The following is a 26,118-nucleotide window of genomic DNA, read 5'->3' on the forward strand; positions in this document are numbered from 1 at the left end:
GACCACCGCTGTCGTTCTTTTTTATAGTCAATCGTATGGTTTATCGCAGGAAAAGGCTTTATTACGGGCTTTTTGCTATACGGTTTATATCGGGAAAATGATTTATTCTAAGCTTCAAAAGCCTTATGGGGCAACGGATTGGAGGAACGGTTTGCTAAGCCGAAACTGGTTTATTGTCACGATATTGGAGGGCGTGTCATACTGAGGCCACTTCCCAAACACGGACCAACAGTAAAGCTTGTAAGCGTGTTCAATCAATAACACCGGGTGCAGGAAGCAAACCTTAATAAAGAGGGGTTGGGTTCAAATGGAACAAACGAAAAGAGGAAGAAAAACAGCCAGCACTCTATTAACTGCTACACTCGTAGGCACGATGCTGATCAGCGCATGCAGCAGCAACAGTGGCAACGAGAAAGCAAATGAATCAACTGGAGGCGACAAGGCTTCCGGCAAAGCATCTTCACTTAAAGTTGAAGTGTTCGACCGGGGTAATTCCCCTGCAGGCTCTACGATTACAAAAAACTATTTAACGACATTCGTACAGGACAAATTCGGTACGCCAAACAACATCAATGTACAATTCGTACCGGTCCCTCGTTCGGAAGAGGTTCAAAAGCTGAATGTTCTAATGGCGAGCGGCAGCGACGTTCCGGACATTGTGTTTACGTATGATTCGGGAACCTTCTATCGTTACGCACAGCAGGGTGGTCTGACGGATCTTGGCGAGCTGCTTGATCAATACGGCCCTAATCTGAAGAAGTTCCTTGGAGAAGACACACTTTCATACGGCAAATATGATGGCAAGCAGTTTGCCTTTCCGGCCAAACGCTCCCACTTAGGTAAATACTCCTCATTCATCCGCCAGGACTGGCTTGAAAAGCTGAGTTTGCCAGTGCCGACAACTACGGATGAATTATATACAACGCTGAAGGCGTTCAAGGAACAAGATCCGGGTCAAACCGGCGGTAAAGTGATTCCACTTGGGATGTCGCTTGCTCCTTCCAGCTATGATCCATTTATCTGGTCCTTCATTCAGCCTTTGACGGAAGAACAGAGTTACACACTGACACAGCAGCTTGGTTCGGCGGACTATCCGACATTGCTGCCAGGCTTCAAGGATGCTCTTCAATTCATGAACAAGCTGTATAACGAAGGGCTGATGAGCGCTGATTTCAGCCTTGATGAAGATGAGAAGAAGCTGAATGAAGACGCTGCTAAAGGTCTGGTTGGATTCTTTAGTGAAGATGATATGAACCCGTTCTATGCGGACGGCACGTACTCTACGCTGATGACTAATATTTCAGATGCGAAGCTCTCGGCGGTTGATGTCTTTTCCAATTCGGAAGGCAAGCATGCGAAGCCGGAATACGCACCAGTCGGCATGTACCTTATGATTCCTAAGAGCAGCAAGAATGCTGTAGAAGCGGTTAAATACCTCGACTGGATGGCTTCGGACGGTAACCTGTTTGATATGCAAAACGGGGTAGAAGGCGAGAACTATACGCTGGAGAATGGTGTTCCGATCATGAAGACAGATGCAACAGATGAAATTAAAAACCGCATCTATAACTTTGGCGATATGGCTATTATCTCGAATGGCAAGCAGCTTGGCGATGCAGACAAAAACGTAGAGGCATATGTCGTTGGCATGCCTGAGGCTAACCAAGAGGAAACACGTAAAGCATTGTCTATTTCCAGATCCGATACAATCAAGCCGGTCTTGTTCGACCGTCCGATTGAAGCACAAGCCAAATATGGTACAGCTCTTCAAGATAAGTACAAAGAAATCATCGTTAAAACAGCGATGGCTAAGCCAGACCAATTCGAAAGCACATATGAAGCAGCAATAAAAGATTATATGGCAAACGGCGGTCAAGCGATTTTGGATGAACGTACAAAAGCTTACGAGGCGATGAAGAAATAAAGGCAGTTTCGAAATTTAACAGCTTGGAGACGATGAACTTACCTTTTGGTTCTCGTCTCTGGGCATCACCGTAAGCGGACAGGGGTGGATGGTATTGAAAGGAACCGCGTATTTACGCAGATATTGGCAGCTGTATGCACTACTTATTTTGCCGGTCAGTTACTTTATTATTTTCAAATACGGTCCGATGTACGGCATTCTGATCGCGTTTAAAGATTTCAACTTCTTTCAAGGGATTAATGGCAGTGAATGGATTGGGTTCGACGGATTTAAAGAAGTGTTCGCAATGCCGGACTTTTTCAAAGTATTACGTAATACTTTGATGCTTAACTTTTTGGATTTAATTGTATCGTTCCCGGCTCCACTGTTTCTGGCCATTATGCTCTATGAGCTGAAGATAGTATGGTTCAAAAAACTGTCGCAAACGATTTTGTACATTCCGCACTTTATTTCCTGGGTTATAATCGGCGGGATCGTTTATCAGGTCTTTGGCACACAGTCAGGCATGATTAATAATATCTTGATGTCCTTTGGCCTCGATGCGATTCCTTTTCTGACGGATAAGAAGGATTGGCTGATTACTTACCTGGTTGTTGGCGTCTGGCAAAGTGCCGGATGGGGAACGATTATCTATTTGGCGGCTCTTACAGGCATAAATAGGGAACTGTTTGAAGCAGCAGATGTGGATGGTGCAGGCCGTCTTAGAAAAATTTTCAGTATTACACTTCCATCGCTGAAGCCAACAATTGTAACTCTCCTTATTATCAACCTAGGCCACATGATTGCGATCGGCTTTGAACGTCCCTATATTATCGGCAACACCGCCGTTCGGGATTATGCGGATGTGCTCAGCACCTTCGTATACCGTATTGGTATAGAATCCGGACAATATACGATCGCTACGGTGGTCGGCTTATTCCAGGCTATTGTCGGACTTGTCTTCGTGCTTGGAGCGAACTATACCTCCAAAAAATTGGCAGACCAAAGTATTATCTAGAATTATGCTATCGAAAACGAGAAAGGAGCGGTAAGACATGAGAGATCAACAAGCCAGCCGGTCATTTGATGTCATCAATACGACCTTGATACTTCTATTCGTGCTGCTATGTCTGGCTCCGTTTATTCATATAATTGCGATTTCCTTAAGCTCGGCACGTGCCATTATGTCCGGCGAGGTTAGTATTCTGCCGGTGGAAATCAACTGGGGTGCTTACAAGCAGGTATTCACTGACAGCTCGATGATTCGTTCGCTGGGCTTCACGGTTATGCTGACGGTCCTGTTCACTGTATTTTGTATGCTGATGTCGATTGCGGCAGCTTATCCACTTTCAAAAACCAAGTTAAAAGGCCGTAAGGTCGTGATGTTTATTATCGTGATCACGATGTTTTTCAGCGGCGGTATTATTCCGGAATATATGCTGGTGCGTAATTTACATTTGTTGGATTCGATTTGGGCACTTGTGCTGCCTGGACTAATCAGTCCGTTCTATCTGATTATCTTAATTACGTTCTTTCAAGGTATTCCCGACTCGCTCGAGGAATCAGCTGAGATCGACGGAAGCTCTTATTTCCGTACTATGGTCAGCATTATCATACCGCTGTCGATGCCAGTTATCGCTACTCTAAGCCTGTTCTATGCGGTAGGCCGCTGGAATGGCTTTACCGATACGCTGATGTATATAACGAGTCCAGAGATGTATCCGCTTCAACTGAAGCTGTATCAGCTGGTTAACAATAACATGGTCAGTGAACTGATGCAGGCGGAAGGCGCAAGTGGGGGACAAATGCTGCAGCCGGAGGGCTTGAAAGCAGCGAGTGTTATTTTTGCAACAGTACCTATTCTAATCGTCTACCCATGGCTGCAGCGGTATTTCGTCAGCGGCGTTATGCTTGGAGCTGTTAAGGGGTAAGCAAGAATGCGGCCGCTTGCCGCAATTCATCAGGAGGGTTAAATGATGTGGAAGGACAAAGGACAATATTCGTTCTCAACATGCTGGAATATTAAGCGGCATCAAACAGGCAGCGAAATGATCAATGAAATCCGGGAGCTTGGCTTCCGCTTTGTAGAGCTGAACTATAATGTGACGAATGAGCTGCTGTCGACTATTGAACCGATGATCGAACGGGGAGAGATCGGGGTATCGAGCGTTCACAATACGTTCCCGCATGTTGCAGATCCTGATTACGGAACCGATTCTGTCTTGCTTGGCTTCGATGATGAGGAGAAGCGTCAGCGCTCTATTGATCTGCTGATACGTTCTGCGGAGTATGCGAACCGGTACGGGGCAAAGGCAGTTGTTGTTCATCCAGGTGAGGTGCCATTTGACTATAACATCGATAATGAGCTCAAGAAGCTTTATAACGAGCAAGGTCATGAGTCTCCTGCTTATACAAAGCTATGGGGTGAAATGATCGAGCGCAGGGAAGCGGCTGCTGGCCATTATCTAAGCCGGATCGGTGACAGTCTCGAGGAAGTCTGTGATCGAATTGATGCAAAGGGCTGGGATGTATCGATTGGCATTGAAACCCGTTCGCGCTGCTACCAGATGCCGACGCTGCGCGAAGCGAAGACGATATTTGACCGGCTGCAGGGCGCAAGGGTTGGGCTGTGGTACGACTTTGGTCATGGCATGATGATGGAACGAATGGGACTGTACGATAATGCCCGGGACATGGAAGCGATCAAGGATAATGTGGTTGGTATTCATATTCATGAGACAGTTGGCCTGTCGGATCACTGGTGCCCTTATGTGCATAGTGGCGATATGGAATACTTCGACCGTTTTCTCCCGATTATTGCGGCGGTTCCTGTGAAGGTATATGAACTCAAGGCCGTATGTACGCCGGAGGAGATTGAGCAAAGCCATGAGCTGCTGCTAGCTAAGCTCGCAGGCTTGCCGGCTTAAAGGAACCTTTGGAAGGATGATTACAATGTACGAGAAGCTGGTAGCCGTCAATGATGGCTGGGTCAAACGTGGGACGGATAATCAGATTATGGACAGTCAAAGCCGCTTCTATGGAGGAGTGGCTGATCCGGACAGTGGAATCGCTTGGCCGACTCATACAGGAACATTAGCCGTGATGGCGATTTGGGGATGTGCTCTCGTAAATGCTGATTCCCGTTATTATCATGATGAATCGCTGCTGTACCGTATGGAGCTTTCGGCGGCGTTTATCGTCCGCCATCAGCATGCTGACGGTACCATTTCACCGGGCTGGACGAATATGCATTCGCCGCCGGATACAGCCTTCGCGGTTGTAGGACTTGCCCAGCTTTATGAGCTGCTTGAGAAGCATGAATGGACGGCTTTGGAGACGGCTCGAATGAATATCCGGCGGTTTCTGGAGCAGTCGGTGCCGGCGCTGTTAACTGGCGGCTGCCATACACCTAATCACCGCTGGGTGCTGACAGCTGCTCTTGGCTTCCTGTATAGACTTACAGGCAATATGGATCTTATTGCAAGGGCAGATGCCTGGCTGGCAGAAGGGATCGATTGTACAGAGGATGGGGAATGGACAGAACGCAGCAACGGCATTTATAACGGCGTAAGCGACGTGATGTTGTACCATACCGCTGAGCTTCTTGGCCATCCGGAACTGCTCGAGCCGGTTCGCCGCAATCTGCGGATGATGACTTATCTAATCCATCCAGATGGTGAAGTTGTAACGGATTATTCCGGACGACAGGATTTTGGACATAAGTACGATATGTCAGGCTATCTGTTGGTATCCAGCCTAATGGCTGAACATGATAAGGATCATCTTTTTGCCGCTCTAGCTAGACTTGGTGCTGAGGCGCTTGATCATCCCGGAGCGATTCCGAACAATGCTCTATTAGGTTTTCTGCTTCATCCCAAGCTGCGTGATTCAATGGTCGAGCCTTGCAGCTTGCCGGACTGTTACCGGATTGTCATCAACGGTCAATTCAATCGAAAGGGTTATCTAAGCCAGATGGAGTCAGCTGGACATGGCGGACGAATCTATCACAGCAGGCTTCATCCCGAGTTTGGCGCTCCGGTTGCAAGGCAGCGAGAAGGGAAAACAAGCGTGACAGTTATGACGGAGACCAATTCCTTCTTTGCGCTGCACCATGGGGAGGCGAAGCTGCTTGGTGTACAGGTGAGCAGCACGTTTGAGCCAGGCTTTATCAAGATGAACGACATGGAGCAGTTGGGCAATGGATACCTGCTGTCGGGAACAGAAGCGAAGGGTTATTATGGTCCGATTGTGAGTGAACGGCTGCCTGAATCCGCAGGAGCTCAGGTTAGTCCGTGGTATTTGCTTCCGCATCAGCTTCGTGAAGTGACTCATTTGCAGCAGCATCAAGTGGAAGTCGAGTTGACTGAAACCAAAGAGGGCTGGAAGCTTCGCGTAAAATGTGATAAGCCGGATGTGTTGATGACCCAAATTTCCTTCATTTTCGGGAAGGAGGGGCAGTTGAGCGGCGGCGAAAGGGCTCCTGCTGAGATAGGGACTGAATTCTGGCAGGATGGCACAGTAAGATTCTCAGCTGGTGACGACTGGATCGAGGTTGATGGGGGAGCACAGGAGCACGGAATGAAATCGACTCGTGGAGCCTCATACCCGTCGGATTGCCAGACACTAGTTGTTAACGTACTGACGCCTTATGAGCGGACATTCCATATTCGACTGTCACCTGAAGGTACGGGGAGGAACGGACAATGACCGTATATATAGAGTCTAGGGACAGCGCAAGGTATGCGTTTGGTGATGAGGATCGCCGTATTCTGGAGCTGCTGGCCAGCCGTTATATCGGTGCGAATCCACCAATCCCGTTTGCTTATCGCGCATTCTCGCATCAAGGTATTTTGCAAAATGAGGAAGGCTTGTACGACATGAATCTGTCTTCCAGATGGCCGCAGGCAGCAAACGGCGATTATGTTTATGTGTACGGGCTTGTATGGAGTGATAATGAGCGTTCGATAGATTGTAATTTAGAGCCTATTGGCCCTATTAAACTGTATATGAATGAAAAGGAATTATTCCGTACTTCAGCTGTGGAAGAAATGAAGCCGGATGCCCGTGTAGTTATTCCGATGCTTTTGACAAAAGGTTGGAACCGGATTCTGATCGAAGCTAGGCGGACGCCTGCAGGCTTTGGCTGCCGATTCGGGGCAGATGAAGCTAAGGTTCGGATTCTGAATGTACTCGCTCCATTCACAGATCGGGCTGGCAGTGCCGGATGGGTATACTCGGAACCGGTGAAGAAGCCATGTTATGGTGAAGAGGCTTTCCCAGAAGTGCTGCATTCGGAGGAGGAGACGGGCTTAAGCTGGCTTCCACGTACGAAATGGAAGACAGAGGAGGCAGCCTTGCCAAATCTGGAGCGGCAATACGGGAGACCGGAGGCAGTGGTTGCCGGCTATGGCTGGACAAGGCTTCCGATATGGGGGACAGAGTCCCTTGTCTTGCAAGGGCGTGTGTGTGGACCAGCTTCGGTGTGGATCGATGGGAAGCTGGTGCTGAATCTTACGGAAGCGGGCTCTTTCCGGGAAAATGTGAAGGCAGATTATAGCAGCGGGAATCTATTAATCCGCACGCTAAGTGGACCGCAGGGCTGGGGCTTTGAACTGAATGCTTCAGCAGATGGCAAACCTCTTGCTTTGAAACAGCCTATGCACATCCATGGTTATAGCGGCGAATGGTTATATGCTGGACCAATTGCTGCAAATACAGCGTTTGACACAGCGGCAGTTTGCCAGGTATCCACACTATTTCCTGCCATTGATCTCAGCGGGCAGCCTGCTGGCAGCACGTATTGGGAGCTGAATATGCCGCATACCCGCCTTCGTCCGTTCTATGAGAATGCGATGCTTAGTAATAAGTGGACGACAGGCACAGCAACTAACTTTGGACGCTGGGATTACCCGCTTGGCGTCACGATGTATGGATTGCTGCGCACGGCTCGGGTATTGAACCGCAAGGAGTGGTCAGACTATGCCATCTCCCATATCCGGACTTGCACAGACATGTACGATTATGCACTTTGGGATCGCAAGGAGTACGGTTTTCCAAGCGTCAATCACCAGCTGGTGCTGACGCGGATGCTGGACAACTGCGGTTCGTTTGGTTCCGCGATGCTGGAGGCGTATTTGCAGGAGGATGACGATATGTTCCTGCGTATTGCTGATCCTATTGCAGACTTTATGCTGAAGAGGCTGGAGCGGAGAGAAGACGGGGCTTTCTATCGTCTTAGCGAAGGCGAATATTTCGACAACACGCTTTGGGCGGATGATCTATACATGAGCGGGCCGTTCCTGACACGGTATGCAATCATTAGCGGAAACCAGGAAGCGATAGACGAGGCGGCCAGACAGTTTCTGCTGTTCCAGCGTTATCTGTTTATTGAAGAAGAGCGGATTATGTCACATGTGTATGATTTCAAATACGGCCAGGCGACAAGAGTACCTTGGGGCCGAGGCAACGGATGGGTATTGTTCTCGCTCTCCGAGCTGCTTGAGCGTCTTCCGGAGGATCATCCGAATCGCGACGCGCTGCTGGACTTCTTCCAATCTATGTGTTCTGGAGTTGCCGATCTGCAGAGCAGCTCGGGACTATGGAGACAAGTGCTGAACGAGCCTGAAGCTTATGAAGAAGCATCCTGTACAGCGATGTTCGCGTATGCTTTTGCCCGTGGTATTCGCTTCGGCTGGTTGTCTGGTGGCGATCATGATTACGCGGCTGCGGCAAGGAAAGCGTGGAAAGGTTTAACTGAAAATGCGATTGATCGGTCAGGCAATGTTCACGGCGTATGCAGCGGTTCTCGCTACTCCTTCTCACCAGATTACTATATGTACGACTTGCGCACCGTCGTCAATGACAATCATGGAATCGGCATTATGATGCTTGCTGGTGTTGAAGTCAGCTTGCTAAACAGTGCAGGAAAATTTGCCATATAAGGAGAATACATCTTTAGAGGGGGTGAACATCGTTGTTTGCACTAAAGCTTGGCGCTGCATTAGCACTTGGTCTCCTAATTGGTGTTGACCGCCAGCTTCGGCACAAACCGCTAGGTATAAAGACGAGTATGGTCATCTCGGTCGCAAGCTGCCTGATTACGATGGTATCCATTGAAGCGGCAGCTTCACTTTCCAATCCGGGTATGACCAATATGGATCCCATGCGGCTGGCGGCACAAATCGTAAGTGGTGTCGGTTTTATTGGAGCGGGAGTCATCCTGAGGCGGAATAATGATGTAATCTCCGGCCTGACGACAGCCGCGATGGTATGGTCCGCTTCGGCTCTAGGCATAGCGGCAGGAGCAGGCTTTTATAAGGAAGCCTTCACTGCCGCCGGTATTATCATAATGGCTGTTAATCTAGTACCGCTCGCTGTTCGTGCACTTGGACCGTCCAAGCTGCGGGAGCGTGACGTATCGGTATGTATGACCTTCGACCGCGCAACTGAGCTGAACGGGATGCTTGCAAGCATCCGGTCAGATCATCAGATTAAACATACAACGATCAAAGACATAGGCGATGGCCGGAAGGAAATACGGCTTGTCCTGTCGTCCGGGGATTTATACCCAACGACATCCGTATATGATGAAATGCGTCGCATAAAGAATGTCATTTCTGTAGAGGTAGAAAACATAAGCTCTTAATAGAGTTCTTTTTTTTACTAGGTAAAGCGCTTAATCCAATAGTGAAGGCGGGAAAAGGATGAAGACGATCAAATTGTCGATGGCACAAGCATTGCTTCGGTTTCTAGATAACCAGTACGTGTCGGTTGACGGGATAGAAACCAAATTTGTAAAAGGCGTTATGGGCATTTTCGGGCACGGCAACGTGACGGGAATTGGTGAGGCGCTGGAGCGGAGCCCCGGAAGCCTGACCTTCATTCAGGGGAAAAACGAGCAAGGAATGGCACATGCCGCAACGGCATTCGCCAAGCAGAGCGGAAGGAAGCAAATATTCGCCTGCACATCCTCGATCGGACCTGGCGCGCTGAACATGGTGACAGCAGCTGGTACGGCAACGGTAAATCGGATCCCGCTTTTGCTCCTTCCCGGTGACAATTTTGCCTGCCGTCAGCCCGATCCAGTATTGCAGCAGCTGGAGAATCCAAGCGATTATACGATATCAGCCGTTGATGCTTTTAAGCCTGTAAGCCGGTATTGGGACCGGATTGTCCGTCCGGAGCAGCTGATGACGGCGGCGCTTTCGGCGATGCGGGTACTAACCGATCCAGCCGAGACGGGGGCTGTCACACTCGCACTTCCGCAGGACGTACAGGCGGAGACGTATGAGTATCCGGAATCGTTCTTTGCGAAAAGAGTGCATATGATTGAGCGCCGCCCTGCTGCTGCAGATGCGATACGACGTGCAGTCGAACTTCTCATTGGCAAGCGGAAGCCGCTTCTAATCGCTGGCGGCGGTGTACATTACAGTGAGGCGACCGAGCAGCTTGCTGCCTTTGCGTCGGCATTTGGCATTCCGGTTGCCGAGACGCAGGCAGGCAAGAGTGTTCTTCCATGGAACCATCCCCTCAATATGGGTGGTGTAGGTGTTACGGGGACGCTGGCGGCCAACCGTCTAGCACAAGAAGCTGACGTCATTATTGGCGTTGGTACCCGTTACTCGGATTTCACGACCTCATCCAAGTCGGCATTTGGCAATGAAGATGTGCAGTTCATTAACATAAACGTGAGCAGGTTTGACTCGGTGAAGCTGGACGGTATAGCGGTAACAGCCGATGCGAAAGAAGCCATTGCAGCGCTTCATAAGGCACTGGCTGAGGCTGACTATGCAAGCGGTTACGCAGATGGAGAGCTGCCCTCGCTTAAGGCGGAATGGGATCATGAGGTTGACCGGTTATACGCACTTGAGCATGAAGAGGGATTATCCCAGACGTTGGCGCTTGGCGTCATTAACGAAACTCTTCAGCCGTCTGACGTTATCGTTGCAGCAGCTGGAAGCCTTCCCGGCGACCTTCACCGACTGTGGCGGCCGGTAGAACCAAAGACATACCACATGGAGTACGGCTTCTCTTGTATGGGCTATGAGGTCAGCGGCGCATTTGGTGCAGCACTAGCCGAGCCGGATAAAGATGTCTACGCCGTTGTAGGAGACGGAAGTTATTTGATGCTGCATTCTGAGCTCGTGACCAGCCTGCAGGAAGGTGTAAAGATGACGGTGCTGTTGTTCGACAACAGTGGCTTCCAATGTATTCATAATCTGCAAAGAGGTCATGGCAGCGACGGCTTCGGGAATGAATTCCGGTTCCGTAATCCAGTTGACGGCAAGCTAAGCGGCAGTTATATACCGATGGATTTTGCTGCTCATGCACGCAGTCTTGGAGCTCGAGCTTATACCGTTCACACAGCCGAACAGCTCCGCGAGGCAATTCTACTGGCTCGTGAGGAGACAGTATCGACGCTGATCGAGATGAAGGTTGTACCTGGCACGAATACAGCTGGATACGAATCGTGGTGGCGTGTTGATGTGCCGGCCGTATCGGTTAGTCCGAAGGTTGAGGCAGCACATCGCGAGATGGCAGAAGAGACAGGTAAAGCTAGACAACTATAGGCGAAGGTCCAATTCGGCGAGGAGGATAAAAGCATGTCTAACAATAGACCTTTTCAGATTGGTGTACATCCCATCAATTGGGTGGGAGAGGATGTCCGGGAGCATGGGGCAGATACGACCTATGAAACGATTTTGGATGATATTAAAAGACTCGGATTAACCGGCACGGAGATGGGGCGTAAATATCCGCAGGATCTTGTTGTACTAAAGCAGGAGCTGGCGTCCCGCGGCATTCAGTTGGTATCGCAATGGAAATCGGTTCTGCTGTCCGATCCCTCTTATCTTGAGCAGGAACTTGCAGCTTATCGAGCGCATTGCCAATTTTTAAGCGAAATGGGCAGTAAGGTCATCAGCACAGCTGAGGTTGGCGGCTCGCTCCACTTTGATCCACGCCGTACGCCAAATGAGAAGGAAGTGCTTCGTCTAGACGAGGACGGCTGGCGCTCCCTCGCGGAAGGCTTGAACACTGCGGGAAGCATCGCCCGCGAATTCGGCATGAAGCTTGCTTACCATCATCACGGCGGGACGGTTGTAGAATCCCCCGAGGAAATCGACCGCCTGATGGAGCTGACGGATCCATCGCTTGTCTCCTTGCTCTATGATACTGGGCATGCCTACTACGGTGGTGCTGATCCGCTTCAGGTGCTTCGCAAGCATTACGACCGGATTGCTTATATCCATCTAAAAGATATCCGGCCATCCGTTCTGGCTGAAGCCCGTTCGGAAGCAGCTGATTTTGTAACCTGTATCCGAAAAGGCGTGTTCACCGTTCCAGGTGACGGCTGTATCGATTTTGCCCCTATTATCGCCGAGCTGGTGGACAGAGGATATAACGGATGGGCGATGCTCGAAGGTGAACAGGATCCTGCGATTCACCCGCCATACGAATATGCGTTTAACGCGCTGCAACATATAGATACGCTGATTAACGAGAATGCTCGGAAGGGAGCGAAGGTCAATGAGTAAAGCTGTCCAGTTTGATGCCGCGAAACCTCTTGATTTCGTTGCAGTTGGCCGTCTTTGTATCGATCTGAACGCTAATGAGATTAACCGTCCGATGGAGGAGACCGTTACCTTTACCAAATATGTCGGTGGTTCGCCTGCGAATATTTGTATCGGCATGTCCCGTCTTGGACTCAAAACGGCCTTTATCGGCAAAGTCGCCAATGATCAGATGGGTAGGTTTATTACCGGCTATCTGAACAAAGAAGGCATTGATGCCTCCGGCGTGACAGTTGACCGAACCGGTGCTGTTACGGGGCTTGCTTTTACGGAAATCAAAAGCCCTACGGATTGCAGTATTCTCATGTACAGAGACAATGTTGCAGATTTGCTGCTGGAAGCGGGAGAAGTACGAGAGGAGCTTATTGCTGATGCGAAGCTGCTCTTGATCTCCGGCACGGCGCTTGCCCAAAGTCCATCGCGTGAGGCTGTATTCCAAGCATTGGATTACGCCAAGAAGCATGGAGCAGTTATTGCTTTTGATCTCGATTACCGGCCTTATACATGGACTTCGGATGAAGAAACAGCTGTCTATTACAACCTGGCAGCAGAGAAGTGCGACATTATTATCGGAACGCGGGAAGAGTTCGATATGATGGAACGCCTTGGGAATAATCCGGAGCGGGACGACCATATTACAGCAGCCAAATGGTTTAATCATTCCGCTGACATCGTCATTATCAAACATGGCAAGGACGGCTCAATCGCATATACGAAGGACGGCTCCTCGCACCGGGCAAGAAGCTTCCCGGCTAAGGTTGTGAAGACGTTTGGAGCTGGCGACTCTTATGCGGCCGGATTCCTTTATGGTTTAATGCAGGGCTGGGACATCAGCGCGAGCATGGAGTTCGGCAGCGCTGCAGCTTGCATCGTCATCTCCAGTCATAGCTGTTCAGATGCAATGCCAAAGGCACCTGAAGTTCATGCCTATATTGAAGCTTGTCTCAAGGGAGAAATTACAGCAGCAAGCAACTAAAAAGTCAAACTTATCAGGAAGCGGGGAAAGACTTATGACGAATTCAACGAATACAAACACCAATACAAGTGTCCAAACTCTAAATAATCTAATCGGCGGGCAGTGGGTGCCTTCCCGTTCCGGTAAAACAGAGCCAGTCTATAATCCGGCAACAGAGGAAGTGCTCGCTTATGTACCAATCTCATCGAGAGAGGATCTTGATGAAGCGGTTGCTGCAGCTAAGGCAGCTTTCCGCACATGGAGCAAAACACCGGTGCCGCGCCGTGCACGTGTACTATTCAAATATCAGCAGCTCCTTGTTGAGAATTGGGAGGAGCTTGCACGCCTTATTACGAAAGAGAATGGCAAAAGCTACACCGAAGCACATGGCGAAGTTCTGCGTGGTATTGAATGCGTAGAGTTCGCAGCCGGCGCTCCGAATCTGATGATGGGCAAACAGCTTCCGGATATCGCTTCGAATTTGGAATCTGGCATGTACCGCTATCCAATCGGGGTAGTTGGTGGCATTACGCCGTTTAACTTCCCGATGATGGTTCCTTGCTGGATGTTCCCGCTTGCTATTGCGTGTGGCAATGCCTTTGTCCTGAAGCCTTCCGAGCGGACACCGTTGCTTGCAGCGCGACTTGCTGAGCTCTTCGAAGAAGCAGGATTACCGGCAGGTGTGCTGAGTATCGTTCATGGTGCCCATGATGTCGTAAATGGCTTACTGGAAAATAAAGATGTGGCTGCGATCTCCTTCGTTGGTTCCCAGCCAGTTGCTGAATATGTGTACAAAACAGGAACAGCTAACGGCAAACGGGTGCAGGCGCTGGCTGGCGCCAAAAATCACTCCATCGTTATGCCGGATGCTGACCTTGATGCTTCCGTCACACAGATTGTCAGTGCAGCCTTTGGTTCAGCGGGCGAACGCTGTATGGCTTGTGCAGTTGTTATTGCGGTTGGCGATGTAGCGGATCCGCTTATTGAGAAGCTGCAGCAGGCGGCGGACGCGATTACAATCGGTAACGGATTGGAAGATGGCGTATTCCTTGGACCAGTCATCCGTGATTCCCATAAACAGCGTACCCTCGGCTATATCGAATCGGGCGAGCAGGAAGGTGCAACGCTGCTGCGCGATGGCCGCAAGGATGCTGCTGCAAGCGAGAACGGCTATTTTGTAGGACCAACCATCTTCGATAACGTAAGCTGCGAGATGAAAATTTGGAAAGATGAGATTTTCGCACCGGTGCTGTCAATTATGCGTGCTGCTTCCCTTGATGAAGCTATTGAAATTGCTAATCAGTCCACGTTCGCGAACGGAGCTTGCCTCTTCACGAAGGATGGCAGTAATGTCCGTCAGTTCCGTGAAACGATTGACGCAGGTATGCTTGGCATCAACCTTGGCGTTCCTGCGCCGATGGCCTTCTTCCCATTCTCTGGCTGGAAGGAATCCTTCTATGGCGATCTTCATGCCAATGGTACGGATGGAGTCGAATTCTATACTCGTAAAAAAATGGTGACGGCTCGCTGGTAAGCGGGCCAACAGGGGGAGCGGCGTATGAGCAAGGTTAGAGTAGGTATTATCGGCGCGGGGCGTATCGGCAAAATTCATGTCGATAATCTGCTCCGCATTGCGGATGCAGAGATTGTAGCGGTTAGTGATCTGTACGCAAATGAAGAGCTGAAGGCATGGGCAAGCGAACGCGGTATTGGCATTGTCACTACGGACAGCTCGGAACTTATCAAACATCCGGATATTGACGCAATCTTTATTTGTTCGTCTACGGATACCCATGTACCGCTCATTATTCAAGCAGCAGAAGCAGGTAAGCATGTCTTTTGCGAGAAGCCGGTCAGCATGGATGTGAACAAGACAAAGGAAGCGCTTGATGCAGTCGAAAAGGCCGGTGTTAAACTGCAAATCGGATTTAATCGGCGCTTTGACCATAATTTCAAACGTCTGCGGGAGCTTGTTGCACAAAATCGCGTTGGTGATCCGCATCTGGTGAAGATCACGTCAAGGGATCCGAATCCGCCTAGCCCGGAATACATCAAGGTATCCGGCGGCATCTTCATGGATATGGCGATTCATGATTTTGATATGGCTCGTTTTATATCGGGCAGTGAGGTTGAGACGGTGTACACGCAAGGAGCGGTCCTCATCGATCCGGTTATTGGTGAATTGGGTGACTACGATACAGCTGTAACGACGCTTACCTTTACGAGTGGTGCATTGGCCATCATTGATAACAGTCGCCGTGCTGTATACGGTTATGATCAGCGCGTTGAAGTGTTTGGTTCTCGAGGTGCCGCTTCGGCGGAGAATGATTACCCGAATACGGTTACCGTCAGCGATGAGGCTGGTGTAGTCCGTGATAAGCCGCTTCACTTCTTCCTGGAGCGTTATAACGAGGCGTATGTCGAAGAAACTAGAATGTTCATCGACAGTGTACGGCATAACCGTCCGCTCCCTGTTGAAGGCAATGATGGACTTCAAGCCGAGCTTATTGCGCTGGCTGCGAAGCAGTCTGCCAAGCTGGGAAGACCAGTTAAGCTAAGCGAACTGATTTAATTATTCGAACGTATAAAGGAGGCTGAACGCATGAGTGATTTAATCGTAAAGCCCGAGCAGGCACCCGGTGCTGATGGCAGTGTGCTGTCCATTACGCCGGAGTCGGCTGGCTGGGAGTATGTTGGTTTTGAAGTGTTCAAGCTAGCCCAGGGGCAATCGCTGCATCGTGAAACAGGGGATCAGGAAGCTTGCCTCGTCCTATTAAGCGGCAAAGCGGATGTATCCACCAGCACCAAGAGCTGGGATAACATCGGCGAGAGAATGAGTGTATTTGAGAAAATACCACCATACTCCGTCTATGTGCCAAATGGCGACAGCTGGAATATAACGGCGCTTACGGAGCTTGAGCTTGCGGTGTGCCTTGCGCCAGGCAAAGGTGGGCATGAAGCCCGCCTAATCTCGCCAGACCAGGTTGGAGTGGAGAATCGGGGTAGCGGCAATATGGCTCGTCTCGTTCAAAATATTTTGCCGGAGACGGAGCCTGCTGACAGCCTGCTTGTTGTCGAAGTATTCACGCCTGGCGGACATTGGTCGAGCTACCCGCCGCACAAGCATGACCGGGATTTCCTTCCGGAGGAGTCATTCCTTGAGGAAACGTATTATTATCGTACCAATCCGAGTCAGGGCTTTGCGGTACAACGGGTCTATACGGATGACCGCTCGCTGGATGAGACGCTGGCAGTTGCTGACGGTGAAGCGGTGCTTGTACCTAAAGGGTATCATCCGGTTTCGGCGCCACCAGGATATGATGTCTATTATCTGAATGTAATGGCTGGACCAACCCGTATTTGGAAGTTTTATAATGATCCAGCGCATGCGTGGCTGATGCCTTCCCCAGCAGTTCCCAGATAATCATTGAAAGCGCTCCCCTTTGCGCGCATAATGAACTTAAATATGTTACGTGCGAATGGAGACCATCAATCATGAAAGCGACCATATATGATGTAGCAAAGGAAGCTGGCGTATCGATTGCTACTGTATCCCTTGTCATCAATGGTAAAGGGAAGATCAGCGAGGAACGCCGGGAAGAGATCAGGCAGATCATCATGCGTATGGGCTACAAGCCAAGCATGATTGCTTCTGCTCTAACAGGCAAGAAGACATATGCACTTGGTTTGCTTGTCCCGGACATCTCGAATCCCTTTTTCGCCGAGATCGCGAGAGCAGTCGAGGATGAAGGGCAGCGACACGGATACAGCGTCTTTATTTGCAGCACGGATAACAAGGATGAGAAGGTCGAGCACTATGCGGCACTGCTGCAGCAGAAAAACGTAGATGGTATTATCATCGGCACTGGTCTGAAGGAGCTGTCTGTATTGAAGCCTTTGCTGCAGGGAGGAGTTCCTGTTGCTCTGCTTGCGAGGGAGTTTCCATCGGTTGTCGTTCCATCCGTTGTTGTGGATGACTATGCGGGTGGTGCCGCAGCGGCTGAGCATCTGATCTCGCTTGGACATCGCCATCTCGCCGTATTGGCTGAACAGGATTCAATAAGCAGCAGTAGAGAACGAGTACGCGGGTTCAAGCATACCGCCGAGGCAGCAGGGATAACACTTGATCCGGCATTTGTTCTAAGCTCAGGTATCAAAGAGGGGAAGAACAAGGCACAGGAGCTGCTGCAAAGGGACGATCGTCCAACCGCCATATTCTGCTGTAACGATATGCTTGCAATTGGTGCGCTCCGCGCTGCCAAAGAGCTGGGACTTCGTATTCCGCAGGACTGCTCGATTGTTGGCTTTGACGATACCGTACTTGCCTCTGTGACGGATCCGCCGCTTACAACGATTGCCCAGCCTATCGAGCAGATGGGGCAGACGGCTGTACAGCTTCTAATCCGCCAAATCGGACAGCCGGGAGAGCAGCCCGAACGTATTGTACTGACACCTTCTCTTTCCATCAGGCAGTCTTCAATGGCTTTAAGACGATATCCTGAGCAGTCTATTTCTTAAGCTGCAAATGGCGAAGAGGCTGAACCCTAATTGGGTTCAGCCTCTTTTTTGCAACCCTCGCAACACGCACGCGAGCTACGTTGTACATTATGCAGCATATCAATCGAATTGGACAGGGGACAGAGCTGACCGGTTTTAAGAAAAACTTTAGTTATGCCCTACTTATTATTTAAACAAATCGTTCTAACCTAGGGTAAGACAAATCGGATGCTTTTATCAGGATCCCTAGGATAGAAAGGTTAAGAAACAGGATGAAGAACACTAATGGAACTATTATGGTATTTGTATCAACGTTGTTTTTATTGTATCTGTACATTTTACTCAAAGTGATATTGTTCAAATATGGTACGGTTAATCTCACTTTTCTATGGCAGCAGTTTCACAGAACGATTGAATATCCCGATTATATGGAATACGGTTTACAGCGGGCTAATTTCACACCGTTTAAATCGATTGAACAGAATATTCAAAGGCTGTCTGTTCATAACGATCAAATTAATTTGATAGGTAATATTGTGATTTTTATGCCTTGCGGCGTTTTTGTCAGATTGTGGTCCAAACGTACACTTTCTTCTTTCCTGGTAGCATTCGTCCTTTCTTTTAGCTTAAGTCTAGGACTGGAATGCTCGCAGCTCTTATTTGCAATGGGCAGCTTTGACGTAGATGATCTAATCTTAAATGGAGCAGGAGGCCTGCTGGGATGGGGGTTGCTTGTTCTGCGAAAAGAGAAGGGGTTGTTTGAAAAGGGAATTCGTTCGCCAAAGCACACATAGGAGTACGAAAAGGAGGCTGTTGCCAAAGTCTAAATGACTTATGGAACAGCCTTTTCCTTACTTATTTGGCATCAAAAAATTCCAAGAGACTGCTGCATGGCGGAACGATAGAAGCAGACAGTCGGCTTGGGGAAGGGACAATGTAACAAGCAGTGATTTATAGCTGCTTGTTTTTTTATTGCCTGGCAAACATCGTATCAAATCGATAGAAATCTAATCGTTGTTACGTTTTCCCCTTATCAATCCATCGGTAGAATGAAGGTGTAGATAAGGAGGGGACACATATGATTGCGAAGATGTATAAATACCGCTGGCAGTACCTGATGATTTTACCGGCAGTTGTGCTGCTTTTTCTATTCAATTATATCCCGATGCTGGGTATTCAGATTGCGTTTAAGAACTTCTCAATCGGCACCTCAATGTGGGACAGCAGCTGGGCTGGATTTGACAACTTCTCGTTTGTTCATGAGCCGCAATTCTGGACGGTGGTTCAGAACACCCTTTATATTTCGGTTCTAAAATTTGTCTTTGGTTTCCCGATGCCAATTCTCCTCGCCCTTATGATTAATGAGATCACGCATCCATTTTTCAAAAAATTTGTGCAGTCGGTCAGCTACTTGCCGCATTTCTTCTCCTGGATCGTGGTGGCTTACATTCTGCAATCCTTCCTGACGTTAGATGGAGGACTAGTTAATGACCTTATTGGACGTGCAGGCGGAGAACCGATTTTCTTTCTCGGTACGAATGAGTGGTTTCGTCCGATGATCGTATCCAGTGGTTTATGGAAAGAGGTGGGCTGGAACACGATTCTCTACCTGGCAGCGATTTCTACGATTGATCCACAGCTCTATGAAGCAGCAAAGGTTGAAGGTGCAGGGAAATTTGCGCAAATGCGGCATATTACGATTCCAGGTATTCTGCCAACGATATCAATTGTACTTATTCTGAGCATTCCAAGTCTAATCACGGTAGGGATGGATCAGATCTATCCTATGATGAATTCAGCCAATCAGGAAGTTGCGGATGTTCTTGATACCTATGTCCTTCGTAATGGTCTCCAGCAAGGCTATTTCGGTATGGCTACTGCAGTTGGTCTTGTGTCATCGATCATTAGTCTCCTGCTCGTCGTGTCGACAAACACATTCTCCAAGAAAATCAACGGTGAGGGGCTGTGGTGACAAATGAGAGCAACTATGCTTGAACGGATCGGACAGTGGATTATTGTAATCCTTCTAGTAGTCATGTGCGTTTCTATTATTTATCCATTTGTTTATATGCTGGCTATTTCGCTTAACACGGGGGCAGATGCTGCAAAAGGTGGCGTTTATCTCTGGCCGCGGTCCTTTACCTGGATCAACTATGAGATTGTGCTTGGAAATCAGGTTATCCGCCATGCTTATCTGATCACCATTGCAAGAACGATTATTGGGACAATTGGCGGGCTAGCCATTACTCTTGCAGCTGCGTACGGATTATCGTATAAACGTCTTCCGTTCCGAAATGGCATCCTGACTTATATTCTCTTGACGATGCTGTTCAGCGGTGGATTAATTCCCTTCTATATTCAATTGTTTAAACTCGGACTTACCAATACGTTTTGGGTGTACGTCATCCCTGGACTTTTCTCAGCTTGGAATATGTTCGTCATGCAGAAGTTTATACAAGGTATTCCTGAAGCATTGTTCGAGTCCGCTGAATTGGACGGAGCTGGTCCCGTTCGGATTTTGATTCAAATTATCGTACCGCTCTCAAAACCGATGCTTGCCGCTCTTGGACTCTTTACGGCAGTTGGTCATTGGAACGACTGGTTCTCAGGCGCCTTCTATGTGACGAGCCAGAACCTGATTCCGGTTCAAACCTTCCTGCAGCAACTGCTGACAGCGCAAGACTTATCCGCGATCATGAGCTCTAACCAAAATCAGGAAGTGCTGGCACGAAGCTCGATGGATAATATTACGCTAATGTCAGTCAAAATGGCTACGGTGATGATCAGTGCACTTCCGATTCTTGCCATTTATCCATTCCTGCAGAAATATTTTGCCAAAGGCGTTTTGATCGGATCGGTCAAAGGCTGAATCACTCTCGGGTATAATTGATCTACCATATACCAATTTGTTGATAGACTCGAAGAAAAAGGGGAGAAAGAAGCATGAAATTTAAAAAAAGCAGTATCGCAGCTCTAACCCTAGCCGCCACATTAAGCATAACGGCGGGATGCTCTAGTAACAGCAACACAACTCAGAATAACTCGAGTACAGCAGCTAATTCAACAAATACGAAAACGACCGACAGTTCGGGTAAGTTCAAGCTTTGGCTGGGCTGGACGGCAACGATTAATAATGACAGCCTAGTTCAGCAATATTGGAAAACAGAAGAGCCAGGAGTCGACGTTCAGCTCGAAGCGACACAGGGAGATGTCTTGACAGCGCTTAATCTGAAGCTTAATACTGGCGGGTTTGATGATGCAGCTATTTTCAGCCGTAATCAGGTGATTGATGATGCGATGAAGCGTTCAAATCTTATTCAGCCTCTTGAGCAGTACTTTAACATGCCGGATAAATATCCAAGCCTGGCGGCCATTCCGAAGGAATTTCTGGAGCAGATGAAAGATGCGGACGGACATATTTGGTCACTTCCTTCTTACTTCGATATTAATCCGTCTGAACCATGGCCGGGGTGGTCATCCAGTGCATGGTTTATCCGGACTGATGTTCTCGAGAAGGTTGGAATGACGGAGAATGATCTCACTACCCTTGATGGTGTAGAAACTTATCTGAAGAAAGCCGCAGAGCTTAAGGATGAGTCAGGCAAGAGCCTGCTGCCGCTGGGTATTCTTACGGATAAGAACGATGAAAATGCGGTTCTGGCTGCATTTGGCGTGACGGTTGCAACAGCAGGCGGGGTTACTCCGGTGAAGCAAGAGGGTGACAACTTTATCTTTATGTATGATAATCCAGGCTTCAAAGAAGCTTACAAATGGATGAACCGTTTATACCAGGAGAAGCTTATTGATCCTGAGGCATTAACGGATAAAAGTGAGCGCTATATTGAAAAAAATAAAAATGGCCGATATGCGATGAACATCGGAAGCTTCTGGGATTTTGATGCTTCCTTATGGGAACAGCTGGATGGTCCAACAGCACCAGGCTGGTTCTACAAACCGATTCCTTTCCCGCAAATTGAAGGTGTGAATGGGCTGGGTACTACCCAAGTGATCAATCCTTATCCAGGCTATGATACTTATATTAGCAAGAATACGAAAAACCTTGATGCGATTCTTAAATTTTATGATTATACCTTAACACCGAAGCCAGAGCAGAATATGGTCGTCAATGAAGGACCGGCAGGGAAATATTGGGGTTGGGTAGATCAGCCGTACGGCAAGTGGGCATTTACAGATGAGAGCTACAAAGCGCTGCGCAACTCGGGTGACCAGGCTAAGAAAGCGCAAGTGACGCCAGAACTGTATATGACTTCGAACTACAGCAATGAATGGTATGCTTGGTGGACCAATGAACAGACTCATGCCGGCGGTGTAAAAACAGGAGAGTTCTCGCAAGAGATTGCCAAGATGGGAGCTACTCGTGTTGCTGAAAATTATGATATGGTAAAAGCAAAATCAGGCGGCGTTTGGGAAAAATATGCACCTGAGCTAGCTACCGTGTATAAAGAGTACCGTGCAAAACTGCTTATGGCGAAGGACGATGCACAATTCGAGAAAGCATGGACTGAATTCACCTCTGCGCTTGAAAAGCGTGGACATTGGAGCGACCTTAAGACAGAGTGGAATGAGTTATACAAAGCGATGAGCAATAAATAAAAAGAGATAAACGCATATCAAGGAGCAGCCCTTTATTGGGATGCTCCCTTTGCAGTTTCCCGTAAAAATAACGATACCGGGCGAAGAATGGGAGAAATGCCTGATGCGACGCTGGATTGAGAGAAATACGATCCGATTGACCCGAACGATGAGTCTGCGCGGCAAAATTGTTTTGCTATACGGGCTTATCGTGGTTATACCTACCATTATTTTAGGGATCGGCGCAGGGTACCTGGCTCTTCAGAACGTCAGGGACAATTATATCGTCACGATTAACGAAGCCGTTCGTCAGACAACGCAGAGCGTTGAGTTCCGCAAACAAAGCTATGATCTTCTTGCGAATCGGACGGGGACGGACGGAGAGCTTATTTCCAGACTGAGCCGAACCTATACCAATTGGTCGGAACAGCTGGAATCGGTCAATTATATTGATCGTTCCTTTCAGGTAATGAGCCGCTATTTGCCTGGTATTGAAAATTTCCGGATTTATCATGACAATGAGACTCTTACGGAAGATGGAGGACTGTTATGGAAGCCGTCTGACCGGACTTTAAATCATACTGACGAGAAGTCCTGGTATGAAGGTGTAATGGCTTCACCTTTTGCTTTACAATGGTCAGATGCCCCCGGGGAACATGCACAGCTCGCAGTCTCCCGAAAGATTACGAATGCTACGGGCTATACCTATGGCGCTATCTATATGCTGCTGGATTATAACAGCGTGTTTGGCGAGTTGATGGACCGCCCCTTCAAAGGCTCAGGCAGCCTGTATTTATTAGATGAGAATGACCGGATTATTGCGGCCTCAGACCGTTCATTGATTGGGAAGCCGGTTGAAGCGACTTCACTTTCCAAGCTATGGGCAAGTAGTGAAGGAGCAGAGAGCCTTACTAATAATGGCGAATACTTTACGGTCCGTCACATTAATGGCGAATGGAAGGTCGCTGCGCTTATCCAGATGCGTCAAATGGAAAAGCAGTCCGCCTTAATTGTCTACAGCATTGTTGCTATCACGGTCTTTTTCCTGTTCTTCTCTATGTTCCTTGTAATGATCGTACTGAAAAACGTTGTTTTCCGTATTCGCAAGCTGGGCCACCGGATGAGCGATATTGCTGAGGGGGACTTTGACGTATCTGTGCAGAGCAGAAGCAGGGATGAGCTTGGGGAACTGGAAATGATGTTTAACCAGATGACGGGAAAGCTTGGATCAGTTATTGATATGCTTAGTAGTGCCAAATTACAGGAGAAGGAATCATCATTCCGGGCACTCCAAGCCCAAATCAATCCTCATTTTATATATAATTCGCTTAGTTTGCTTCAGTGGCGCGCTCTCGACCAAGGAGATCAGACGCAGGTAGAGACCATTGAAGCGTTAACGACTTTTTACCGGTTCGCCCTAGATAACACATCTAATGTGACGCTAATCCATAAAGAATTGGAACATGTGAGGGCTTATCTGGATATACAACAGCTGCGTTATCCTGGTCGTGTCCGAATCGATTGGGAGATTGATGAGGATGTAATAGAGCTCTACTCCATTAAGCTGATTTTGCAGCCTATTGTGGAGAATGCATATATTCACGGAAAGATCTTTACCCGGCCTAATGCTTATATTGCAATTCGTATCAAACGGTTAAATAATCATGTCCAATACGAAGTAAGAGACAATGGTATAGGGATGGATACCGAGACTCTGACCCTAATTAAAAATGGTGAAAAAGCGGGAAAAGGAAACGGATTTGGGCTTTTAAATATTAGAGAGCGTCTTCATTTGTATTTTGGCCACGCCGGACAATTACAAGTAGAGAGTAACGCTGAGACAGGAACGATTATTAGGATTGAGATGCCTGTCTATACACATAAACCGCATATTCAACGGGAGGGATAATCATGCTTCAAGTACTTATCGTAGACGATGAACCGTCACATGTTCAAGGATTGGTAAGGCATATCCCTTGGGCTAAACTTGGGTACTTGATCCCGCTTACAGCGGAGTCGGGTGAAGAAGCTATTCCTATTCTTGAAGCGGGTCCAGTCGATGTACTGATTACCGATGTATCTATGCCCGGTATGAACGGGATTGAGCTCGCTGCCGAAGCCAAATTGATTCATCCAGACATTCAAATTCTGGTTATAAGCGGATACAATGAGTTCGAATTTGCACAAGAAGCAATTGAAGTAGGGGCAAAGGGCTATGTACTGAAGCCTCTCAAATTATCGGAAATTGAACGAAAGCTGACCGCATTTCGGCAAACGCTAGAGAGTATAACTCAAATCAATGAACAGACTATTAAACTCAAGGAGATTGTCTCGGATAGTCAGGAAATGCTAAAGGATACATTTATTTTCGATATTCTGGAGGAAGAGCCGATGGAGGAGGAATCTTTAAACTCCTGGTGCCAGATGCTTAATCTGCCAAACCAGCCATCTGAAGGAATACAACTGATTACAGCTATAATCGATAACTACTCGGATTCTTCTGGTAGCGATGCACAGAGCAAGCTTATGCTTGGTTCAGCACTTCTGCAATCGGTTTCAGTGGGGCTAAAGGATTTGGGTAATGTTCTGGTCTCCAAGACTAGACCTGACCAGGTTGTGGCTATTCTTATAAATCCGTCGATAGATAAAAGAAGCAATATCGATAAACAAATGAGATTCGTACAAGATTATATGAGTAACAGCTATGGGGTATCGGTTTCAGTTGGCATCAGCCGTTGGGGGTATGAATGGCGGGAAATGAATCAGATCTTCAGGGAAGTCAAATTTACGATTGCGGATGTCCGTCAAAGCGGTAACGGATCTATCACGTATGTGGGAAATACAGAGCGAAAGGCATTCGAGGACTATCGAATGCAAGAAAACATGCTGCCCGATTTATTAATGCTTGCAGAAAGCGATGACCCCCTTCCTTTAGTAGATAAGGTAGGACAGACGTTTAAGGAATTGGAAAACAGCGGACATAACATGGCCTATATTCAGTCTCTTAGTATAAGCCTTCTCGGGGAGCTGTCGCGTAAAGTATGGCAGGATACAGAAGAGATCAACTTTCTGAACAAACGTGCTTGGCATAGACTTTTGGATTGCAAAACGATTGATATGATGAAGGACATTGTTATCGATTATATCCGCTCGGCTAGTATGCTTGTGAGGAAAGAGCGGTCGCTCCAGCAGCATCACCTGATCAGTCGTATCGTTTCTAGTATGGAAGAGCAGCTGCCGATCAGTATGACAGTGAAACAGCTTGCAGAACAGTTTCATATCAGTGCAGGACATCTGAGTGTGTTGTTTAAGAAAGAAACGGGGCTAACGATCTCTGATTTTGTTAAAAACCTGAGGATGAAAAAAGCGAAGGAGATGCTGCAGGTTCCGACTATTAAAATTTATGAGGTGGCAGAAAAGGTAGGGTTTCAAACGCCTGCGTACTTTACCTATCAATTCAAGAAAAATGAAGGCTGTACACCCCAGGAATATCGCGACCGCTTTTATGTATAATATTTCCTGCAGGATGCGAAGAGCGGAAATCTATCTATCCGCTCTTTTTTGCGCCCAGCAATAATTATACGAGCCGTTTGCAGTTG

General features: G+C 48.2%; 20 protein-coding genes. All 20 read left to right on the forward strand.

Annotated elements, in window-relative coordinates; translation table 11 throughout:
• Window positions 1-307: 307 nt before the first annotated feature.
• The 20 genes from FHS17_RS17680 to FHS17_RS17775 all read left to right on the forward strand — a co-directional run bounded on the left by FHS17_RS17680 (window position 308) and on the right by FHS17_RS17775 (window position 26,032).
• Entirely contained in the window at window positions 308-1,924 is a 1,617-nt protein-coding gene (locus FHS17_RS17680) for an extracellular solute-binding protein (RefSeq protein ID WP_167279750.1), read from the forward strand.
• Window positions 1,925-2,018: 94 nt separating this feature from the next.
• Window positions 2,019-2,921: an ABC transporter permease gene (locus tag FHS17_RS17685; RefSeq protein WP_167279751.1), complete on the forward strand. Its 903-nt coding sequence runs from the start codon at window positions 2,019-2,021 to the stop codon at window positions 2,919-2,921.
• A 37-nt stretch (window positions 2,922-2,958) separates the two neighbouring features.
• The gene (locus FHS17_RS17690) at window positions 2,959-3,834 is read left to right on the forward strand and encodes a carbohydrate ABC transporter permease (RefSeq protein ID WP_167279752.1); all 876 of its coding nucleotides are present in this window, start codon (window positions 2,959-2,961) and stop codon (window positions 3,832-3,834) included.
• A 45-nt stretch (window positions 3,835-3,879) separates the two neighbouring features.
• Window positions 3,880-4,830, forward strand: a complete 951-nt coding sequence (locus tag FHS17_RS17695; RefSeq protein ID WP_167280062.1) for a sugar phosphate isomerase/epimerase family protein — start codon at window positions 3,880-3,882, stop codon at window positions 4,828-4,830.
• Window positions 4,831-4,846: 16 nt separating this feature from the next.
• Window positions 4,847-6,610, forward strand: a complete 1,764-nt coding sequence (locus FHS17_RS17700) for a hypothetical protein (RefSeq protein WP_243865417.1) — start codon at window positions 4,847-4,849, stop codon at window positions 6,608-6,610.
• On the forward strand, window positions 6,607-8,844 hold the full coding sequence (locus FHS17_RS17705) for a glycoside hydrolase family 88/105 protein (RefSeq protein ID WP_167279753.1): 2,238 nt from the start codon (window positions 6,607-6,609) through the stop codon (window positions 8,842-8,844). The genes FHS17_RS17700 and FHS17_RS17705 overlap by 4 nt, the downstream gene beginning before the upstream one ends.
• 32 nt (window positions 8,845-8,876) lie before the next feature.
• Window positions 8,877-9,548: an MgtC/SapB family protein gene (locus FHS17_RS17710; protein ID WP_167279754.1), complete on the forward strand. Its 672-nt coding sequence runs from the start codon at window positions 8,877-8,879 to the stop codon at window positions 9,546-9,548.
• 58 nt (window positions 9,549-9,606) lie between these two features.
• Window positions 9,607-11,472, forward strand: coding sequence for a 3D-(3,5/4)-trihydroxycyclohexane-1,2-dione acylhydrolase (decyclizing) (gene iolD, locus FHS17_RS17715; protein WP_167279755.1), 1,866 nt, complete (start codon window positions 9,607-9,609; stop codon window positions 11,470-11,472).
• Window positions 11,473-11,505: 33 nt separating this feature from the next.
• Window positions 11,506-12,438, forward strand: a complete 933-nt coding sequence (gene iolE, locus FHS17_RS17720) for a myo-inosose-2 dehydratase (RefSeq protein WP_167279756.1) — start codon at window positions 11,506-11,508, stop codon at window positions 12,436-12,438.
• Complete coding sequence (gene iolC, locus FHS17_RS17725) at window positions 12,431-13,450, forward strand: 5-dehydro-2-deoxygluconokinase (RefSeq protein ID WP_167279757.1); 1,020 nt, start codon at window positions 12,431-12,433, stop codon at window positions 13,448-13,450. Before iolE ends, iolC begins: the two co-directional genes overlap by 8 nt.
• Before the next feature lie 34 nt (window positions 13,451-13,484).
• Window positions 13,485-14,963, forward strand: coding sequence for a CoA-acylating methylmalonate-semialdehyde dehydrogenase (locus FHS17_RS17730; RefSeq protein WP_167279758.1), 1,479 nt, complete (start codon window positions 13,485-13,487; stop codon window positions 14,961-14,963).
• A gap of 24 nt (window positions 14,964-14,987) precedes the next feature.
• A complete protein-coding gene (gene iolG, locus FHS17_RS17735) occupies window positions 14,988-16,001 on the forward strand; it encodes an inositol 2-dehydrogenase (protein ID WP_167279759.1) in 1,014 nt (337 codons plus the stop codon).
• Window positions 16,002-16,031: 30 nt separating this feature from the next.
• Window positions 16,032-16,853: a 5-deoxy-glucuronate isomerase gene (gene iolB / locus FHS17_RS17740; protein ID WP_167279760.1), complete on the forward strand. Its 822-nt coding sequence runs from the start codon at window positions 16,032-16,034 to the stop codon at window positions 16,851-16,853.
• A gap of 71 nt (window positions 16,854-16,924) precedes the next feature.
• Window positions 16,925-17,947: a LacI family DNA-binding transcriptional regulator gene (locus FHS17_RS17745; RefSeq protein WP_167279761.1), complete on the forward strand. Its 1,023-nt coding sequence runs from the start codon at window positions 16,925-16,927 to the stop codon at window positions 17,945-17,947.
• Between the two features lie 251 nt (window positions 17,948-18,198).
• Window positions 18,199-18,720: a VanZ family protein gene (locus FHS17_RS17750; RefSeq protein WP_167279762.1), complete on the forward strand. Its 522-nt coding sequence runs from the start codon at window positions 18,199-18,201 to the stop codon at window positions 18,718-18,720.
• Window positions 18,721-19,004: 284 nt separating this feature from the next.
• A complete protein-coding gene (locus FHS17_RS17755; protein ID WP_167279763.1) occupies window positions 19,005-19,898 on the forward strand; it encodes an ABC transporter permease in 894 nt (297 codons plus the stop codon).
• A gap of 3 nt (window positions 19,899-19,901) precedes the next feature.
• Window positions 19,902-20,795: a carbohydrate ABC transporter permease gene (locus tag FHS17_RS17760; RefSeq protein ID WP_167279764.1), complete on the forward strand. Its 894-nt coding sequence runs from the start codon at window positions 19,902-19,904 to the stop codon at window positions 20,793-20,795.
• A gap of 74 nt (window positions 20,796-20,869) precedes the next feature.
• The gene (locus FHS17_RS17765) at window positions 20,870-22,540 is read left to right on the forward strand and encodes a type 2 periplasmic-binding domain-containing protein (RefSeq protein WP_167279765.1); all 1,671 of its coding nucleotides are present in this window, start codon (window positions 20,870-20,872) and stop codon (window positions 22,538-22,540) included.
• A gap of 103 nt (window positions 22,541-22,643) precedes the next feature.
• Window positions 22,644-24,428, forward strand: a complete 1,785-nt coding sequence (locus tag FHS17_RS17770; RefSeq protein WP_167279766.1) for a cache domain-containing sensor histidine kinase — start codon at window positions 22,644-22,646, stop codon at window positions 24,426-24,428.
• Window positions 24,429-24,430: 2 nt separating this feature from the next.
• On the forward strand, window positions 24,431-26,032 hold the full coding sequence (locus tag FHS17_RS17775) for a response regulator transcription factor (RefSeq protein WP_167279767.1): 1,602 nt from the start codon (window positions 24,431-24,433) through the stop codon (window positions 26,030-26,032).
• Window positions 26,033-26,118: the final 86 nt, after the last annotated feature.

Origin of the sequence: Paenibacillus lupini, assembly GCF_011761355.1 — a bacterium.
GTDB classification, from domain to species: Bacteria; Bacillota; Bacilli; order Paenibacillales; family Paenibacillaceae; genus Pristimantibacillus; species Pristimantibacillus lupini.

What these genes read in the sequence shown, in the direction of transcription:
- FHS17_RS17745 (WP_167279761.1), top strand. Translation starts at nt 16,925, where the DNA reads ATGAAAGCGACCATATATGATGTAGCAAAGGAAGCTGGCGTATCGATT.
- iolE (WP_167279756.1), top strand. Translation starts at nt 11,506, where the DNA reads ATGTCTAACAATAGACCTTTTCAGATTGGTGTACATCCCATCAATTGG.
- FHS17_RS17705 (WP_167279753.1), top strand. Translation starts at nt 6,607, where the DNA reads ATGACCGTATATATAGAGTCTAGGGACAGCGCAAGGTATGCGTTTGGT.
- FHS17_RS17775 (WP_167279767.1), top strand. Translation starts at nt 24,431, where the DNA reads ATGCTTCAAGTACTTATCGTAGACGATGAACCGTCACATGTTCAAGGA.
- iolB (WP_167279760.1), top strand. Translation starts at nt 16,032, where the DNA reads ATGAGTGATTTAATCGTAAAGCCCGAGCAGGCACCCGGTGCTGATGGC.
- iolC (WP_167279757.1), top strand. Translation starts at nt 12,431, where the DNA reads ATGAGTAAAGCTGTCCAGTTTGATGCCGCGAAACCTCTTGATTTCGTT.
- iolG (WP_167279759.1), top strand. Translation starts at nt 14,988, where the DNA reads ATGAGCAAGGTTAGAGTAGGTATTATCGGCGCGGGGCGTATCGGCAAA.
- FHS17_RS17690 (WP_167279752.1), top strand. Translation starts at nt 2,959, where the DNA reads ATGAGAGATCAACAAGCCAGCCGGTCATTTGATGTCATCAATACGACC.
- FHS17_RS17770 (WP_167279766.1), top strand. Translation starts at nt 22,644, where the DNA reads ATGCGACGCTGGATTGAGAGAAATACGATCCGATTGACCCGAACGATG.
- FHS17_RS17750 (WP_167279762.1), top strand. Translation starts at nt 18,199, where the DNA reads ATGAAGAACACTAATGGAACTATTATGGTATTTGTATCAACGTTGTTT.
- iolD (WP_167279755.1), top strand. Translation starts at nt 9,607, where the DNA reads ATGAAGACGATCAAATTGTCGATGGCACAAGCATTGCTTCGGTTTCTA.
- FHS17_RS17700 (WP_243865417.1), top strand. Translation starts at nt 4,847, where the DNA reads ATGATTACAATGTACGAGAAGCTGGTAGCCGTCAATGATGGCTGGGTC.
- FHS17_RS17765 (WP_167279765.1), top strand. Translation starts at nt 20,870, where the DNA reads ATGAAATTTAAAAAAAGCAGTATCGCAGCTCTAACCCTAGCCGCCACA.
- FHS17_RS17695 (WP_167280062.1), top strand. Translation starts at nt 3,880, where the DNA reads ATGTGGAAGGACAAAGGACAATATTCGTTCTCAACATGCTGGAATATT.
- FHS17_RS17730 (WP_167279758.1), top strand. Translation starts at nt 13,485, where the DNA reads ATGACGAATTCAACGAATACAAACACCAATACAAGTGTCCAAACTCTA.
- FHS17_RS17760 (WP_167279764.1), top strand. Translation starts at nt 19,902, where the DNA reads ATGAGAGCAACTATGCTTGAACGGATCGGACAGTGGATTATTGTAATC.
- FHS17_RS17680 (WP_167279750.1), top strand. Translation starts at nt 308, where the DNA reads ATGGAACAAACGAAAAGAGGAAGAAAAACAGCCAGCACTCTATTAACT.
- FHS17_RS17755 (WP_167279763.1), top strand. Translation starts at nt 19,005, where the DNA reads ATGATTGCGAAGATGTATAAATACCGCTGGCAGTACCTGATGATTTTA.